This window comes from Metabacillus arenae (assembly GCF_014773385.1).
Classification (GTDB): domain Bacteria; phylum Bacillota; class Bacilli; order Bacillales; family Bacillaceae; genus Metabacillus_D; species Metabacillus_D arenae.
In genome coordinates this window covers 39,575-55,619 of the sequence record NZ_JACXAI010000039.1, presented here as the reverse complement: position 1 = coordinate 55,619, position 16,045 = coordinate 39,575, and the positions used below count along the sequence as shown (strand labels likewise).

General features: G+C 35.4%; 13 protein-coding genes and 3 pseudogenes. 15 read left to right on the top strand and 1 reads right to left on the bottom strand.

Going from position 1 to position 16,045, the window contains the following annotated elements:
* Nucleotides 1-884: 884 nt before the first annotated feature.
* The 8 genes from IC621_RS22340 (at nucleotide 885) to IC621_RS22305 (ending at nucleotide 9,651) form a co-directional block, all read left to right on the top strand.
* Nucleotides 885-2,093 (top strand): CaiB/BaiF CoA transferase family protein, encoded by a 1,209-nt coding sequence (locus IC621_RS22340; protein WP_191161609.1) that lies wholly within the window; start codon nucleotides 885-887, stop codon nucleotides 2,091-2,093.
* Nucleotides 2,094-2,120: 27 nt separating this feature from the next.
* Nucleotides 2,121-2,903 (top strand): enoyl-CoA hydratase/isomerase family protein, encoded by a 783-nt coding sequence (locus IC621_RS22335; RefSeq protein ID WP_191161607.1) that lies wholly within the window; start codon nucleotides 2,121-2,123, stop codon nucleotides 2,901-2,903.
* Between the two features lie 36 nt (nucleotides 2,904-2,939).
* Nucleotides 2,940-3,704 carry an enoyl-CoA hydratase/isomerase family protein gene (locus IC621_RS22330; RefSeq protein WP_191161605.1) on the top strand — a complete coding sequence of 255 codons (765 nt, stop codon included), beginning with the start codon at nucleotides 2,940-2,942 and terminating at the stop codon, nucleotides 3,702-3,704.
* A gap of 46 nt (nucleotides 3,705-3,750) precedes the next feature.
* Entirely contained in the window at nucleotides 3,751-4,524 is a 774-nt protein-coding gene (locus IC621_RS22325) for an enoyl-CoA hydratase/isomerase family protein (protein WP_318153109.1), read from the top strand.
* A gap of 25 nt (nucleotides 4,525-4,549) precedes the next feature.
* Nucleotides 4,550-5,743 carry a thiolase family protein gene (locus tag IC621_RS22320; protein ID WP_191161603.1) on the top strand — a complete coding sequence of 398 codons (1,194 nt, stop codon included), beginning with the start codon at nucleotides 4,550-4,552 and terminating at the stop codon, nucleotides 5,741-5,743.
* A gap of 18 nt (nucleotides 5,744-5,761) precedes the next feature.
* Nucleotides 5,762-6,610 carry a 3-hydroxyacyl-CoA dehydrogenase family protein gene (locus IC621_RS22315; RefSeq protein WP_191161601.1) on the top strand — a complete coding sequence of 283 codons (849 nt, stop codon included), beginning with the start codon at nucleotides 5,762-5,764 and terminating at the stop codon, nucleotides 6,608-6,610.
* A 39-nt stretch (nucleotides 6,611-6,649) separates the two neighbouring features.
* The gene (locus IC621_RS22310) at nucleotides 6,650-7,633 is read left to right on the top strand and encodes a TAXI family TRAP transporter solute-binding subunit (protein ID WP_191161599.1); all 984 of its coding nucleotides are present in this window, start codon (nucleotides 6,650-6,652) and stop codon (nucleotides 7,631-7,633) included.
* A gap of 128 nt (nucleotides 7,634-7,761) precedes the next feature.
* Nucleotides 7,762-9,651 carry a TRAP transporter permease gene (locus IC621_RS22305; protein WP_191161597.1) on the top strand — a complete coding sequence of 630 codons (1,890 nt, stop codon included), beginning with the start codon at nucleotides 7,762-7,764 and terminating at the stop codon, nucleotides 9,649-9,651.
* A 194-nt stretch (nucleotides 9,652-9,845) separates the two neighbouring features.
* Here IC621_RS22305 and IC621_RS22300 read toward each other — a convergent pair whose 3' ends face one another.
* Nucleotides 9,846-10,604 carry an IclR family transcriptional regulator gene (locus tag IC621_RS22300; RefSeq protein ID WP_224752735.1) on the bottom strand — a complete coding sequence of 253 codons (759 nt, stop codon included), beginning with the start codon at nucleotides 10,602-10,604 and terminating at the stop codon, nucleotides 9,846-9,848.
* A 408-nt stretch (nucleotides 10,605-11,012) separates the two neighbouring features.
* Here IC621_RS22300 and IC621_RS22295 point away from each other — a divergent pair.
* From IC621_RS22295 to IC621_RS22270, 7 genes and pseudogenes are all read left to right on the top strand, one after another.
* Nucleotides 11,013-11,192, top strand: a pseudogene (locus IC621_RS22295) (PaaI family thioesterase); the annotation flags it as partial.
* A 113-nt stretch (nucleotides 11,193-11,305) separates the two neighbouring features.
* Entirely contained in the window at nucleotides 11,306-12,451 is a 1,146-nt protein-coding gene (locus IC621_RS22290; protein WP_191161591.1) for an MFS transporter, read from the top strand.
* 470 nt (nucleotides 12,452-12,921) lie between these two features.
* On the top strand, nucleotides 12,922-13,317 hold the full coding sequence (locus tag IC621_RS22285) for an acyl-CoA thioesterase (protein WP_191161589.1): 396 nt from the start codon (nucleotides 12,922-12,924) through the stop codon (nucleotides 13,315-13,317).
* A 442-nt stretch (nucleotides 13,318-13,759) separates the two neighbouring features.
* A pseudogene (locus IC621_RS26670) lies at nucleotides 13,760-13,942 on the top strand (MerR family transcriptional regulator); the annotation flags it as partial.
* Between the two features lie 256 nt (nucleotides 13,943-14,198).
* A complete protein-coding gene (locus IC621_RS27265; RefSeq protein ID WP_191161587.1) occupies nucleotides 14,199-14,435 on the top strand; it encodes a DUF4158 domain-containing protein in 237 nt (78 codons plus the stop codon).
* 195 nt (nucleotides 14,436-14,630) lie between these two features.
* Nucleotides 14,631-15,212: pseudogene (locus IC621_RS22275) on the top strand (Tn3 family transposase); the annotation flags it as partial.
* Between the two features lie 274 nt (nucleotides 15,213-15,486).
* Nucleotides 15,487-16,038, top strand: coding sequence for a PadR family transcriptional regulator (locus tag IC621_RS22270; protein WP_191161585.1), 552 nt, complete (start codon nucleotides 15,487-15,489; stop codon nucleotides 16,036-16,038).
* Nucleotides 16,039-16,045 lie beyond the last annotated feature (7 nt).

Here is a 16,045-nt window from a genome sequence, read left to right as displayed (position 1 = left end):
GACATAACCCTTCAGTTTCAGAGACCTAAAACTGCCTGACCTTTACCGAAATTGTGTGACCACATTTCATTTGAATCAGGAACATTTCGCACCCATAAACGCGCCCATCGTTAAAGATCCTTGCAAAGTCTTATGGAACAAAAGCGTTCGTTACTTCAACAAGAGAAAGGGGTGATAATTAGATTAAAACCCGAATGATTTTAATAAATAAGATAGAAAAATGGTAATAAAATAAGAATCACTATACTTTGAATAAACGTTAATATAATGTCTTTTTTCTTAGTGTTTTTTGGGGGATAACGATTGGTCAGCCTTTGGAAAACAAACAAAATTATCCACCAGAATAATAATGTTATAATAACTGTTTTAAAGTCTTGAAAACAAATTAAAACGCCCCTCCTAATTAAAGCCACTCGTTAGAAGTATATACTAAAAATTAAGAAAAAAGTTTCTTTCTTCTTAAACAATCCTTCCCCGTTGTAAATTGTCAAAGCCCTGACGCTTCCCCTTAGAATACTTTAAATACTTCTGATTTTCATAGTAAAGGACCGGAATGTTGGCAGTACCCCATATAGTCTCCGTGTCAAGTTACAATACTCTGTAATTGCAATTTCAACTATCTTTATTTTTTCAGTACAAAATACAGATAGTGAGAATTTTCAAACAACTAAAGAATCTTCATTACTCTAATCTTGCTTATAAGCAAGATTTTTTTATTTTATTAAAAGTGTAAATTATCTGAATTTTATATTGAATATCATTTTCTTGTGTGATAAACTAACTTTAACATTAACGATAATCGGATATTTAAACCGATTATCGGAAAAATGGCGCGGGGGATATTACCAAGCGCGCTTACCGACTAACATGATTGGAGGTATATTATGAAAAAAGCATTAGACGATATAGTTGTTTTAGACTTAGGTCAAATTTATAATGGTCCGTATTGTTCACTTATGTTGGCCTTTCAAGGAGCAAAAGTTATCAAGATTGAACCGATTAAAGGGGAGAACCTTCGAGTTAGAAGAAAAGGTGATAGTCACGAGTTACTTATGCTGAATTCTAATAAGAAGGGCGTATCTATTGATCTTAAATCTGAGGAAGGAAAACAGTTATTTTTAGATCTGGTTAAAAAGGCTGATGTCGTTGTAGAGAACTTTTCTCTTGGAGCAATGGATCGCCTCGGACTAGGTTATGAAGTTTTAAAAAAAGTTAATCCTCGTATTATTTATGCATCAGGAAAAGGATATGGTTTAGATGGTCCATATGCTAAGAGACTTGCAATGGATTTAACGATTCAAGCAATGGGTGGAGTAATGGCGACTACTGGTTTTGCTGATAAACCTCCTGTTAAAGCTGGCCCAGCTCTCTGTGATTTCCTAGGAGGAATTCATTTATTCGGTGGTATTACAACGGCTCTTTATCAAAGGGAGAAGACAGGAAAAGGCCAACTAATTGAGGTATCTATGCATGATGCAATTTATCCAACTCTTGCATCTGCATTGGGTGCATACTACAGCAGTGGAGGAAAGGTTTCTCAAAGAACAGGAAACCAACATAGCGGTATGGCAACGGCCCCTTATAATGTATATCCAACCGAAGATGGTTACATTGCTATCCTCTGTGTTGCGGATAGACAATGGCAATCACTATTAAGAGTAATGGGCAAACAAGAACTGATTGATGATGATCGTTTTCAAACAAACGTAGATCGTTCTGCAAATACTAAACTTGTCGATGAAATTGTTACAAGTTGGACTTCTAATAAAAACAAATTAGAGATTTCAGATATTCTAATTGAGGCGAATGTCCCTCATGCACCAGTATTATCTATAGATGAAGTTGCTAATGATCCGCACCTTAAATATAGAAAAATGATTCGCGAGATTGAACATCCTATAGCGGGAAAAGTTAGAGTTCCTGGTTCTCCAATTCGTTTATCTGACTCACCTCTGGATGAAGTTGTGGCAGCACCAATATTGGGTGAACATACAGATGAAGTACTTCAGGAAATGCTAGGTCTATCAGAAGAACAACTTGAATTTTTACACAAGAAAAATATTATTCATTCAAAAGAAAAAGTTACTCGGTAAAATTTATGAAAAAGGGAGTGGTCTTATATGAATCCAACAATTCTAACGAATATTGAGAACAAAGTCATGACAATTACATTAAATCGTCCTGAAAAGAAAAATGCTCTTAATGGTCAAATGATAGATGAATGGGTAAAAGCTTTAGAAGATGCACAGGAAAGGGATGATGTAAATGTTATTGTAGTTACTGGTGCCGGCAATGCTTTCTGTTCAGGTGGTGATGTAGGTGGAATGAAACAAGATCAGAAGCCACTAGATAATAAGAATAAGCTTTGGAAGAATATTCACCGTGTGCCCCTTACTTTAAAAAACATAGATAAACCAGTCATTGCTGCTATTAACGGTCCAGCTGTAGGTGCAGGGTTAGATATGGCTTTAATGTGTGATTTCAGGACAATTGTATGCGCTTCGAAAATAAGCGAAGGATATGTGAAGGTCGGCCTTGTGCCAGGTGATGGAGGGGCATTCTTCTTACCTCAGATTATTGGCGAAGCGAAGGCACTTGAATTATTGTGGACCGGGGATTTCATTAGTTCTGAAGAGGCTTATGAATTAGGGTTAGTTAATCATGTATATCCTGAAGAGGAGTTCCTTCAAAGGACGCTTACATTAGCAGAAAAAATAGCAGAAGGCCCACAGGTTGCTATTAGAATGACGAAAAGAGCTGTACGATATTCTAGAACAATGGAACTTGAACCTGCACTTGATTTGATGTCATCTCACTACGCAATCATTAAGGAGACAGATGATCACAAAGAAGGAGTCACTGCATTTAAGGAAAGAAGAAAACCTAATTTTATAGGAAAATAATAAAATAATAGTAACGCCAAGAAGGGGAGATTGTAAGTGAACTTTATTGAATATAAGAAAAAAGGCCAAATTGCTTACTTATATTTAAATCGTCCGGAAAAACGGAATGCGATTAACTCTGAAATGTCCGATTTGTTTCTAGATTATTTACGAGAATATAAAGAAGAGAAAGATGCTAGAGTTTTAATCATTACAGGGAAAGGTGATAAAGCGTTTTGCAGCGGAAGAGATTTAAAAGAATCGAAGGAAAATCCCGAAGCATTTAAACGGAAACCTTTAAGAGGTAGACTATTTAACGCAATTATTGATACCTATAAACCAGTTATCTCAGCCATTAATGGGGCAGCTGTAGGTGCAGGCTGTGAAATAACATTAGCCAGTGATATTCGTTTGGCTAGCTCGGGATGTAAAATTGGTATGCCAGAGGCAAAAAGAGGGATGGGGGCAACATTTGGTTCTACCATCTTACCGAAATTAATTTCACCAAGTTTTGCAGCTAGAATGTTATTTACAGGCAAGTTAATTTCTAGTGAAGAAGCTTTACAAGTTGGTTTGGTAGATGAAGTTTTAGACGACCAAGATGCGTTAATGGAAAGAGCAACTGAAATAGCAAATGAAATTTGTGAATGTGCCCCTCTTTCTGTCCAACGAATTAAAGAAACTATATGGAAGACGATGGATGTTCCGTTGTTTCAAGCATTGCAGCTAGATATCGGTCCTAATGTATACGAGAGTGAGGATCGTATTGAAGGGGCCCAGGCTTTTCTTGAAAAAAGAAAACCTGTATGGAAGGGCAAATAAATCTGTTTAATACCAATTTACTAATCTTTCTTAGAAGGTGAATATCGTGTTTGAACATATAAAGAAGGAAATAGATAACTATGTCGGTACGATCATTATTGATAGACAAGAAGTCAGAAATGCACTTAATCAAGCAACAATAAAAGAGCTTAGAGTAGCATTAGACGAACTAGATTCAATACCAGATCTTAGAATAATAGTGATTAAAGGTGCTGGAGAAAAGGCATTTGTAGCTGGAGCTGATATAAAAGAATTACATGAAAAATCCATGCTAGAGGCACTCGCACCTGGAATGCAAGGCATTTATAAAAAAATTGAGCAATCAACTAAGGTTACTATTGCAGTCATAAACGGTCATGCCTTAGGTGGTGGACTAGAACTTGCCTTAGCCTGTGACATTAGAATTGCAGCAATCCACGCCAAAATGGGTTTACCGGAATTAAACTTAGCCATTATACCTGGTGCAGGTGGTACACAGAGATTAACCAGAATGGTTGGTAAAGGCAGAGCTTTGGACATGATACTAACTGGGAAAATTATAGACGGGGTTGAAGCGGAGCGAATTGGTTTAGTAACCCAAGTTGTTGAGGGTCATAAACTAACTGAAGCTACGGATGATATAGTGAAATCTATATTATCCAAAGGAACGTTAGCTGTTCAACTTGCCAAAATGGTCGTAAATAAAGGAGCAGATGTTGATTTAGATACAGGCTTAATGTTAGAGAAATTAGCTCAAACCGTTATATTTGCATCAGAGGAAAAGGAAGAAGGTACGAGAGCCTTCTTAGAAAAAAGAAAACCAAGTTATCATAAAGACTAACTGTTTTTGAAGGGGGGATAAAAGAATGCATGAAACAGTCATAGTAGATTCGGTTAGAACTCCTATTGGTAGACTAGGAGGGACGTTAAGCACCGTTCTTGTCGATTATTTAGCCGCAAAAGTTATAAAAGAAACTTTACTTAGATCAGGAGCACCAGCAGATTTAGTTGATGAGGTTATCTTGGGTCAGGCAAAGCAAGGTGCCGATGCTTCCAACCTAGCGCGACTTGCTTTGTTACGCGCAGGATTTCCTAAAGAAGTACCTGGTTATACGATTCATCGTCAATGTGGTTCCGGCTTACAAGCCATTAATAATGCAGATATGCAAATCAGGCTAGGATTAAGCAATGTAATCATAGCAGGTGGAGCCGAAAGTATGAGTACTGCACCATACTATATTCGGAATGCTAGATTTGGATATCGTTCAGGAAATGGATTATTACTTGATCCTAATATAGAAAGTCAGCCTAACTCACAGCCAATTGAGGAATACGGTGATTTAACAATGGGGATGACAGCTGAAAACCTAGTAAGTATTTATAACATTGAACGACAGGAACAGGATGAATTTGCATTACGAAGTCAGGAGTTAGCCGCAAAAGCTATCCGAAACGGTCTTTTTAGAGATGAAATCGTACCATATGAAGTGAAGCAGAGAAAAGATACTATTCTTTTTGATCAAGATGAACATCCAAGGCAAACATCATTAGAAAAGTTACTAGCTTTAAAACCTGTTTTTAAAAAAGGGGGGACAGTAACAGCAGGTAACTCTTCAGGTAGAAATGATGCAGCTTCTGCTCTTCTTTTAATGAATGATTCTGTTGCGAGGGAACGAGGTTTTATACCTAAAGCAAGAGTCGTAGCCCATGCAAGTGCAGGAGTTTCACCTGAATTCATGGGAATAGGACCTGTTCAGTCTACACAAAAGGCTTTAATACGAAGTGGGCTCTCATTAGATGATATTGATTTAATCGAATTAAACGAGGCGTTTTCAGCACAAGCGTTAGCTGTTATTAAAGAGCTCAACCTTGATTTAGATAAAGTTAATGTTAATGGTGGAGCTATTGCATTTGGACACCCTATAGGTGCAACGGGAGCTATCCTAGCAACAAAACTATTGCATGAAATGGAACGTCGAGGATCAAAATACGGCTTAGTCACTCTCTGTATTGCGGGAGGACTGGGGATTACGACGATTTTTGAAAATTTACAAGTTTGAAAGAAGGTGAGTTGATTTATGACTAAAATCGCAGTAATTGGATCTGGAACGATGGGTCGAGGTATTGCCTATATAGCAGCACTTAATGGATTTACAGTGGCGTTACATGATATAAATAAAGAATCTTTAAAAAACGCTGAAAAGTACATTTACGATGAATGGGCGAAAAGTGAACAACGAGGTTTTATTACGAAAGATGATATGGAAAAAGGCGAGAGCAACTTGAATTTTTCATCAAATATGAAAGAATGTGTTGAAGATGCCGACCTTGTTATAGAGGCAGTATTGGAAATTATGGACGTAAAAATTAAAGTTTTCAAAGAACTTGATCAATTATGTCCACCTCATACCATTCTTGCTACAAATACATCAACAATGAGTCCGACCGAGATAGGTGCTCAAACATCTCGATCTGATAAAGTCATTGCAATGCATTTCTTTAATCCTGTTCATAAGATGAAGCTCATCGAAGTGATCAAAGGCTTAGATACATCTGAGGAAACAGTAGAGTATGCAAAAGATATAGGAAAGCAGATGAAAAAGGAAATCGTAGAAGTTAATGAATTTCCTGGATTTATCACTAGTAGAATGAATTGCTTAATAGGAAATGAAGCAATGAATATGTTAATGGAAGGTGTTGCTTCAGCAGAAGATATTGATAAATCGATCAAACTTGGATTAAATCATCCAATGGGACCATTAGAACTAGCAGATATAGTTGGACTGGATACTAGATTGCGGAATATGGAATATTTACATCAAACTTTAGGCGAAAAATACCGTCCTTGTCCATTACTTACTAAGTATGTAAAAGCTGGTAAATTAGGGGTGAAAACAGGTTCTGGATTTTTTTATTATAAAAATTGATTGAATAAATTATATTTAAAATATAAGGAGGGGCATAAAGTGACAACAAAAAAAGTAGCGGGTTTATTTATTTCATTGATGGTAATTTTCGCAATGATAGGTTGTTCTGGTAACTCAAGTTCTGGTAACTCAAATGCCGGCGGAAATAAATCTAACGTAACTATTACAACTGGTGGTACTGGCGGTACACTTTATCCAATTGGTGCTTCTATTACTAAAATTGTAAATGGAGGTCAAGATACCATTAAAGTAACAAACCAAGCCTCTGGTGGCTCAGTTGAAAACGTAACTTTACTACAAAATGGTGATGCTGAATTTGCTGTTATAGGTGGAGATGTCGCGGTTAACGGGTATGAAGGTACAGATATTTATAAAGATGACCCTCAAAAACTAAGCGGTGTGTTTGTAGCTTATGATCAGCCTTTAACTATTGTAACGCATGCGGATACTGACATTAACTCAATTCAGGATATTAAAGGTAAGAAAGTTGTCGTTGGACAACCGGGTAGTGGAAACGAGGTGAAATCGAAACAGATGCTTGAAATTTTAGATATTACGTATGATGATTTCAAGCCGCAATTTATTTCATTTTCTGAAGCTGTTGATGCATTAAAAGATAATCATGTTGATGTTGCAATGTTCTGGGCTGGAAGTCCAAATGCATCTATTATGGACTTAGCGACAACAGAAGACATAAAATTCATTTCACTATCAAATGAAGAAAGAGAGCTAGTCTCTGGTACACATGCTTATTATGTTGATTATACACTTCCTAGTGGTCTTTACGAAGGTATGGATGAAGATGTGACAACCTTGTCGGTGAATGCCCAAATAGTTACTTCTCCAGAAGTAAATGAAGATGTAGTTTACACTTTTGTAAAAACGATTTTTGAAAACGTAGAAGAATTTAATGCATCACATGATGCCGTTAAGGACTTTTCTTTAGAGACGGCATCCAGAAATACTATACCATTACACCCAGGTGCAGAAAAGTACTTCAAAGAAGTCGGGGCAATTGAGTAAGTACTTAGATGTTTGAAAGCGATTTCGTATTGTGGAGGAAATTTTAATATTATTATCATCTTAGTCTCCTCTGAAAAATTTAAATTTACAGGATAGTAACACCTGATATAAGAAAGGAGTGACGGTTTTTGTCTAAGGCGATTTCAGAAAATAAGGTTCTTAAAAAAGTTATTCTTCCCATAGCGTTAATACTTTCTATTTTTCAACTTTATACAGGTGGATTTGGTGTGCTAACTCCAATGCTACAAAGAAGTGTTCATTTAACGCTTGTTTTGATATTAGTATTTTTACTTTACCCAATTAGCAAATCACCTAAGCTACGATGGATAGACTATGTAGGTGCAATTTTAGCCTTAGCAAATGGTATCTATCTTTATTCATCCTATACAGACTTGTTTAATCGAGTAGGGAATCCAAATGTACTTGATCAATTTTTTGCAGCAGTTACGATTATCTTACTTTTGGAGGGTACACGTAGATTAACTGGGTGGATTCTACCTCTGATTGGTGTTATTTTCTTAATTTATGGTTACTTCGGCCATCATTTAACTGGAATATTCTCAATTGGAGAGCTTTCATATGATAGAATGATTTCACTTATTTATATGTCTACTAGTGGAATCTGGGGTACTACTTTAGGGGTAGCAGCAACCTTTATTGCTTTGTTTATCCTTTTTGGAGCTTTCTTAGAGTCAACGGGTGCCGGGAAAATTTTTATAGATTTAGCCTTTGCTATTGGAGGTAAATTTAGAGGTGGACCTGCAAAAGTGTCGGTCATTGCTAGTGCTTTAACGGGGACTATTTCAGGTAGTCAAGTAGCGAATGTAAGTATTACAGGTCAATTTACAATCCCACTTATGAAGAAGGTGGGTTATCAGCCAAAAGTAGCAGGCGGAATTGAATCTGTTGCTTCAACAGGTGGAGCTATTATGCCACCGATTATGGGAGCTGGTGCATTCGTTATGGCAGAAATGACTGGGATACCATACTCTGAAATTGTTATAGCCGCTATCATACCAGCATTCCTTTACTTTTTATCTGTATACTGGTCGGTTGACTTTGAAGCTGCTAAAAAGAATATGAGTGGACTGAAAAAAGAAGACCTACCTGATTTCAAGAAAGTAGCTAAACAAGGGATTCATCTATATATCGGGTTAGCTGTGCTAATTTATATGCTGATGATTGCTCATTCATCTCCAATGAAATCAGCTGTTTGGGCAATATTTGCTATCATTATTGCAACCTTTATTTTTAAACGTAAAACAGTTAAATGGGATTTTATTATTGATGCCCTTTATAGAGGTGCTAAAAGTATGTTAATGGTAACAGTTGCCTGTGGTACGGCTGGTATTGTAGTAGGTATTGTGAATTTAACAGGAATTGGTATTACACTGACCTCTCTTATGATAGGTATTGCTGATAGTTCAATGTTCCTAACGCTTCTTATCGCAACAGTAGCAAGTATCATTCTCGGTATGGGGCTTCCGCCAACGGCTGCTTATATTTTATTAGGTGTTTTAACTGCACCTGCATTGGTTGAAGTAGGTTTACCTGTTATTGTAGCTCATATGTTCGTTTATTATTATACTTGTCTAGCACCAATTACACCTCCGGTAGCCCTTGCGTCCTATACAGCAGCAGGTATTGCTGGTAGTAAACCGATGGCCACCAGTTTTAGTTCATTACGTATAGGTCTGGTAGGGTTTATCATTCCTTTTATGTTTGTTTACGGACCATCCTTATTGTTCCAAGGAAGTCTGCAAGATATTGCTACATCACTAGTTACTAGTATTATCGGTGTTACTTTACTATCTGCTTCAATGGTAGGGTGGTTAAAGAGGAATTTGAATATTTTCGAAAGAATCGTACCGTTAGTAACAGCTCTATTATTAATTTTTCCAGAGACTATAACGGATATAGTTGGAGTAACTATGACTGTACTCTTTGTAGCATATGTTTACCTGGTTAAGACGAAAAAAAGTTATGTTACAAGTGGAGTAGAAAAATCGCAAATTTAGTTAGCTAGAAAAACCCCGATAAATTAATGAGGACACTGAAAAAGTCTGTTTAAAGAGAAAAAGAAGCTAACAACCTACTGCATATTGGTTGTTAGCTTCTTTTATTATCTGTATATTGATGAAAATCTTTGATTCTTTCAAAAAGGGTTACTTTTTCAGCAGGCTCAAATTAATATCGGGGTTTTTGTATGGTTTTAGATGGAAATTTTTAATGCATTTTCAATTTGATTAGCAGCTTGCATTAAGTATTTGGAAAATGTAGAAACAGTATCTTTCTCTTCTCTAAATACTGGAAAAGTGATGGATATGCCCGCAAGGATTTCTCCTTTTGAAGATAAAATGGGAACAGAGACGTTAAACGCTCCATTGTATACTTCTCCTTTTGAATATGCATAGCCTCTATTCTTTATATCCTCTAAGTCCTTTTTTAACTCATCTATTTTCGTAAAACCCTCTGCAATAGCTCTTTGAAAAACTTGTTCCTGCTGTGCTGAATCCATAAATGCTAGCATTCCTTTTTTGGATGCACCACGATAAAGGGGCCGACTTGAACCTACAGGTGTAGAGAATCTAATTTCATTTGGACTTTCAAGTGATATGATACAAATTCCTTTTAAAGTTAGAGGATTCACAACATACATACTAACGGTTTCTTGTGTTTTTTCTGCAACTTTCTCTAAAAACGGCATTGCTAATTGTTGTAGCCTAAAATGCGGATTTGCATTTAAGCCAAGTTTATAGGCGTTGAATCCTAATCTGTATTTTCCAGTAGCATTATTTTTTTCTAAATAACCACATTCCACTAGAGTATTAACTAATCGAAATGTAACAGTTGAAGAAATATCTAATTGATTGGCTAGTTCTTTTACACTGTACTCCTTGTCTTTCCCGTGAAAATGATCTAATAACATTAATCCTCTTCGTAATGTTTGGGAGGTCGACTTGTCTACCATTGAGATACCTTCTTTCGCTATATAGAAAATAATTTATTGATTTTGATTAAAAGGGTCTTCTATTTTTAATATTATACATATATTACTACCTTTTTCAGTTTAATAACAATAGGTTTATAGGTATTAATATCTATGATGATTTAACTTTTTAAATTATTGAAAAAGATTGATATTAGTGATAAAATTCAATTATCGGATTTATAATCCGATTATCGTTTTAATTATATTACCTTTTTACGCTTTTGTAAAGTTAGAATCCTTACTTAAAAAGGAGTGTACAAGTGATGAGTTAATTTCAGAAATCCATTTTGGGAACATATAGGGCTACGAGAAATTAATAAGGAAAATGTAGCCTCAATAATAGAGTTATAGGTTAAAAAATTTCTTACTTAAAGACATGGAACAGTTCATGGGGACGTGATTGCTGCTATGGAAAATGCCGCAGTCCGGACTACTATACTCTCCCTTATTCCGAAAGAAAGTTCTGCTGTTACGGTTGAGATGAAATTAAATTACCTTCGCCCATCAACAGGATTTAAGCTAACGGGTAATGGGATGATCATTAATAAAAAGGTAATTCCATTATAGTTGGAGATGCTCTAATTTTTAATTCTGATGGAAATGTTGTTGCTCATGGAATGGCAACTTATATGATCGTTAAAAGCTAGATGCTAATGAACCACTAAAAAGGTGGAGTTATGATGCAACATTACTTTTTATATTTAGTTTCAGCACTCTTTGTTTTAATACCTATATCAGCTGTACGTCCGATGACCTCGTTATTTGCAGAGTCTCTTGGTGCATCTGTTATCGAGGTGGGCGTACTGACAGCCTGTTATTCTTTGACTCCATTACTTCTAGCGGTAAGTACTGGACGTTTTATTGACCGAATTGGAGAGAAGATCCCTATTTTGATAGGATCTTCAGGGATGGCTTTGGCACTTACCATCCCTTTTCTATTTCCGAACTTAATAGCTTTATATTTTTCACAATTACTTTTAGGAGGATCACATTTTTTAACTTTTGTTGCAGTTCAAAATGGATTAACCCAATCTGTTCCTTATGAAAAGCGTGATAGTGCGATCACAACCTTTAGTTTATTTGTCTCATTTGGAATGATGTTAGGACCATTAATTGGTGGATATTCTTCAGAACATATAGGGTTTCAAAATTCATATTTACTCTATTCGGTTATAACTATGTGCTTGCTTGTAATAGGTTTTTTAAATAAATCTAAGGGGCATCCTCAGGTTGCTTCCATTCAGGATCGGAATGTTAAAGAGGTTTTCATGATTCCAGGTATTAAGAGTGCTTTTTTCATTAGTATGTTAAATTTAGGTGCTCTAGATATATTTTACATTTATTTTCCATTGTACGCTAATTCAATAGGGCTTAGCCCTTCTCAAATTGGTTTGATTTTAACTATTCAATCTTTGGCGAGTGTAATTACTAGAGTATTTATTCCTAAACTAGTACATCGATATGAAAAATTTAAAGTATTATCTGTTTTTATGTTTGTTGGTGCAATCGCATACGGTTCTTTATCCTTTATGAATGGTTTTGTCTCCATGCTTGTTGCAGTGACTATCTTTGGTGTCGGACTTGGTATAGTGCAACCACTTACAATAATGGTCACTGTTAGTTTAGCACCTGAAGAACGAACGGGTGAAGTTTTAAGTTTAAGAATAGCAGGCAATAGACTTTCTCAAATAGTGATACCGTTGTTAATTGCTGGAGTAACAACTGTTACAGGTGTTAGTTTTATATTTGCCTTTAATGCCATATTTTTAACTTTTGGTTCTATGATGTCAAGTAGAATCAATTATAAAGTAGTGTCAAATCGGTGATTAAATCATAGATTCCAAGAGACGGCTTTCAAAGTCCCTCAGATAGCGTTCCTCTAATGAAGAAGTAAAAAATTATAAATAAAATTGCAGACTGTAATTTTCAACAAATTGAGTTTACATGGGGCTGGATTAGAATTATTAAGTGTATAGAAAGCGACTTAATATGAAGGAAACGATAAAAATAGTAGGAAATGGATGCATGGAAACCAGAGTGAAAATCAAAAAACTATTTTTAGGTAGCTTGCTGAATACATAGAAAATGCAATAGCTGATGGTACTTTCCAAAAACAATAAGTTCTTATGCCGATAATTTTAATGTCAGCAACAAGTGTAGTAGGTATGTCCAGTGTTTTTTTACTTTCCGGAATAATAATTATTGATAGCTCAATAAATCATAGTAATCTAAAGATGTTAGAACTAAAAGAAACCTATAATTAATAGAAAAGAATGATGGAAAGGAGGGCATTATATTGTTAGAGACAGTTACAAAAATAGATGTGATGGAAAAAGATATTGACGGCTTAGATCATGTTAATAATAGTATCTATGTTTCCTATTTTGGAATAGCACGTAAGGAATGGTATCGTGAAGCTGGATTATCATTTGAAGAAAAACAGAAAAGAAATATAGGTACCGTAATTAGAAAATTAGAAATAAATTTCCTGAAGGAATCTAGATTAGGTGACTCATTAAAAATTATTACTCGGCCACTTCAACTTGGGAACAAAAGCTTTTTATTAAAACAAAATATTTATAATCAAAATGATGAACACTTAACAGACATTACTGTTACGGTCGTCATGTTCGACACAATAAACCGAAAGAGCATAAAAGTAGTTGAGGAAATAGCACGTCATTTCAAATAAGGCGAGATATTTGCAATAATTAATATTGAATAGTAACTTTGTCTCTTGATTGAAATAGTAAGTATCTAACGTAACGTTTACGTCATAAGCAAAATCAACGGTCTGTTTAAGATTGGAGGAATTAATGTCTTCTATTCCATTTTACTCCAATAATTTTGAAATTAGTCGAGAATAAGATAATTCAGATGAAATATTATCTGATGCCAGAAATCCACATTCAAGCCCAAAAACAAAATCATAAACGTTTATAAACAATTTATTCAAAATGATAATAGATTTTTAAGTGGTAGTTCAGTGTTGAAAACGACAGACTGTCCGGAGCAATGTATGCTCACTGCTTGAACTATTTTTTGAAAGCTCATTTATTTTTTAAAAAAGGGAGAGCGCCTGTTTCATAGGATATTTGAAAACTATTTTAGAACTCGGTTTCTGTTAGTGAAACAAGGATCATGCCAATACTGAGAAAAAACTAATTGAAGTAGAGCAAAGAAATAATAAATTGGAAACCTTTATTGAGGAAAAGTTTGAGAAACGGGATCAGCTATTACTTGAAAATATTAGGAATATACAGAATCAAAATCAGAAACAAAAACGGAAAGGTTTTTTCGGTTTGTTTAAAGATTGATTCCATTCATCCCATCTAACCAGTAGGATGTGGTGGTTTTCCGTTAGAAATTCTTGTCAAGTAGGTTTAGGCCCTTGTGTAGCAATGGAACCAAATCATGTAATAAGTATTCCGGACATCAAATATATAAAAATCAGTAGTTTATGTCCGCTAACATACGTAATAATGCCGAAAATCAATGTCCGCTAATACTTAACGTAAGATTTGGTTCGGTTCCTACATAGACCCCTAATTACACAGATAGAGGGAGTTTGTTATGACATCTATTGAAAGAACGGCATATCCTCGGTTTAAGCGAAGCTTAACAAAAAAAGAACTTCAGCGCATTTATACCCCCAAATTAGAAGAAACTCAATTTATTCACTCGATCGCACGAGGACCCGAAAATTTATTAACAGCGGCTGTTTTGTTCAAATCGTTTCAGAGGCTAGGCTATTTCCTAAGGCTCATGACATCTCGAAAGGGATTATTGAACATATCCGTGATTCGTTAAACTTGTCTCCTGATATGTCCTTAGATATCAAAACCATCCAGAACTATATAGAGACATCAACAAGAAATACGCAAATATTTTAATGTCATACCAAACGGAAAACAAACACGGCCTATCATGTTCAACATTTTAACCGAAGCAGCAAAGGTGAAAGATCACTCCCCTGATCTGGTTAATATCGCTATCGAAGAGCTCGTTAAAAGCTTATCACATCTGCTGGGTATTAAACTGATGCCGAGGATACGGAATTTCAAAAAGCTTACCTTTTTCCGTCCAAGTCCAGAAATAATATTTAATCATATTGATTCTCTTTTTAGTGATACGATCGACTGGGATTTAATCGAATTGCATTGGAAGGATCTTTTATGTGTGGTCTTGTCCATTAAATATGGGAAAATCTCTTCTGCTATGTTGTTAAGAAAACTGGGGAATTATAGCCAAAAGAACAAGCTCTATCAAGCATTCAGGGAATTAGGACGTGTCGTGCGTACGGTGTTCTTACTACAATACATTGCAGACATCGATCTCCGTAGAAAAATTACAGCTACCACAAACAAAGTAGAGGTTTACAACGGATTTTCCAAGTGGTTGTTCTTTGGTGGGGATGGCATTATTGCCGACAACGATCCTGAACAACAGGAAAAATCAATTAAGTATCGAGATCTGGTTGCAAATGCAGTTATTTTTCAAAATGTCGTGGATTTGACCGCAGTGATACGCCATTTGAGACAAGAAGGATATTACGTAGACCCAGACAATCTAAGTGTACTTAGTCCTTGTAAGGTACCTCCAACTTTTAAATATGTAACTACGCTCTAATACATTTATTGGCAGAAGTCCTTTCGTTAAGATCGTTAAGATCTGCTTACCACTATAGCAGTCATCAACTGCTATAGATAGGAAATTTATATTATTTGAAAATGATAAGTTAGATTTTTTTCCCCTGATTGTGGAAATGGGATTGACTTTTCAAAGAATATATCTAATATAAAAAGAAAGAATATATCTTTTAGATATATATCTTAAAGATAAAAATAAAGGTCGTGGTCTTTTGTCTAGGGAAAATAAAAGTCTATATTCCATACTTGGGATATTAACAATTGAACCAAAATCAGGATATGAAATAAAAAAATTGATTGAAAGTAGTCTTGGTCACTTCTGGTATGAAAGCTACGGGCAAATTTACCCGAATCTTAAGAAATTGCTCGCTGATGAACTGATTACTATGGAAAATGAAAAACAAGAGGGGAAACCGGATAAAAAAATCTATGCTATTACAAAAAAAGGGGAGGAAACACTAAAGGATTGGCTTTTAAAACCGGCTCATCTTCAAGTAGGCAGGAATGAATTACTCCTAAAACTTTTCTTTGGCCATAATGTTCCAACGGTTGCAAACAAAGAACATATTATTGCACATCAAAAAGAAATAGAAAAACTATTAGAACAGTATACACATATTGAAGACGTCCTTACGGAAACAAAAACAACCAATCCTAATCTTCAATATTGGCTATTAACAATTAGCTATGGCAGGCATTGGGCAGAAGCAACAATAAAGTGGTGTAGGGAAAGTATAGAAAAGTTAAATTCTATAAATGATTAAGGGTGGG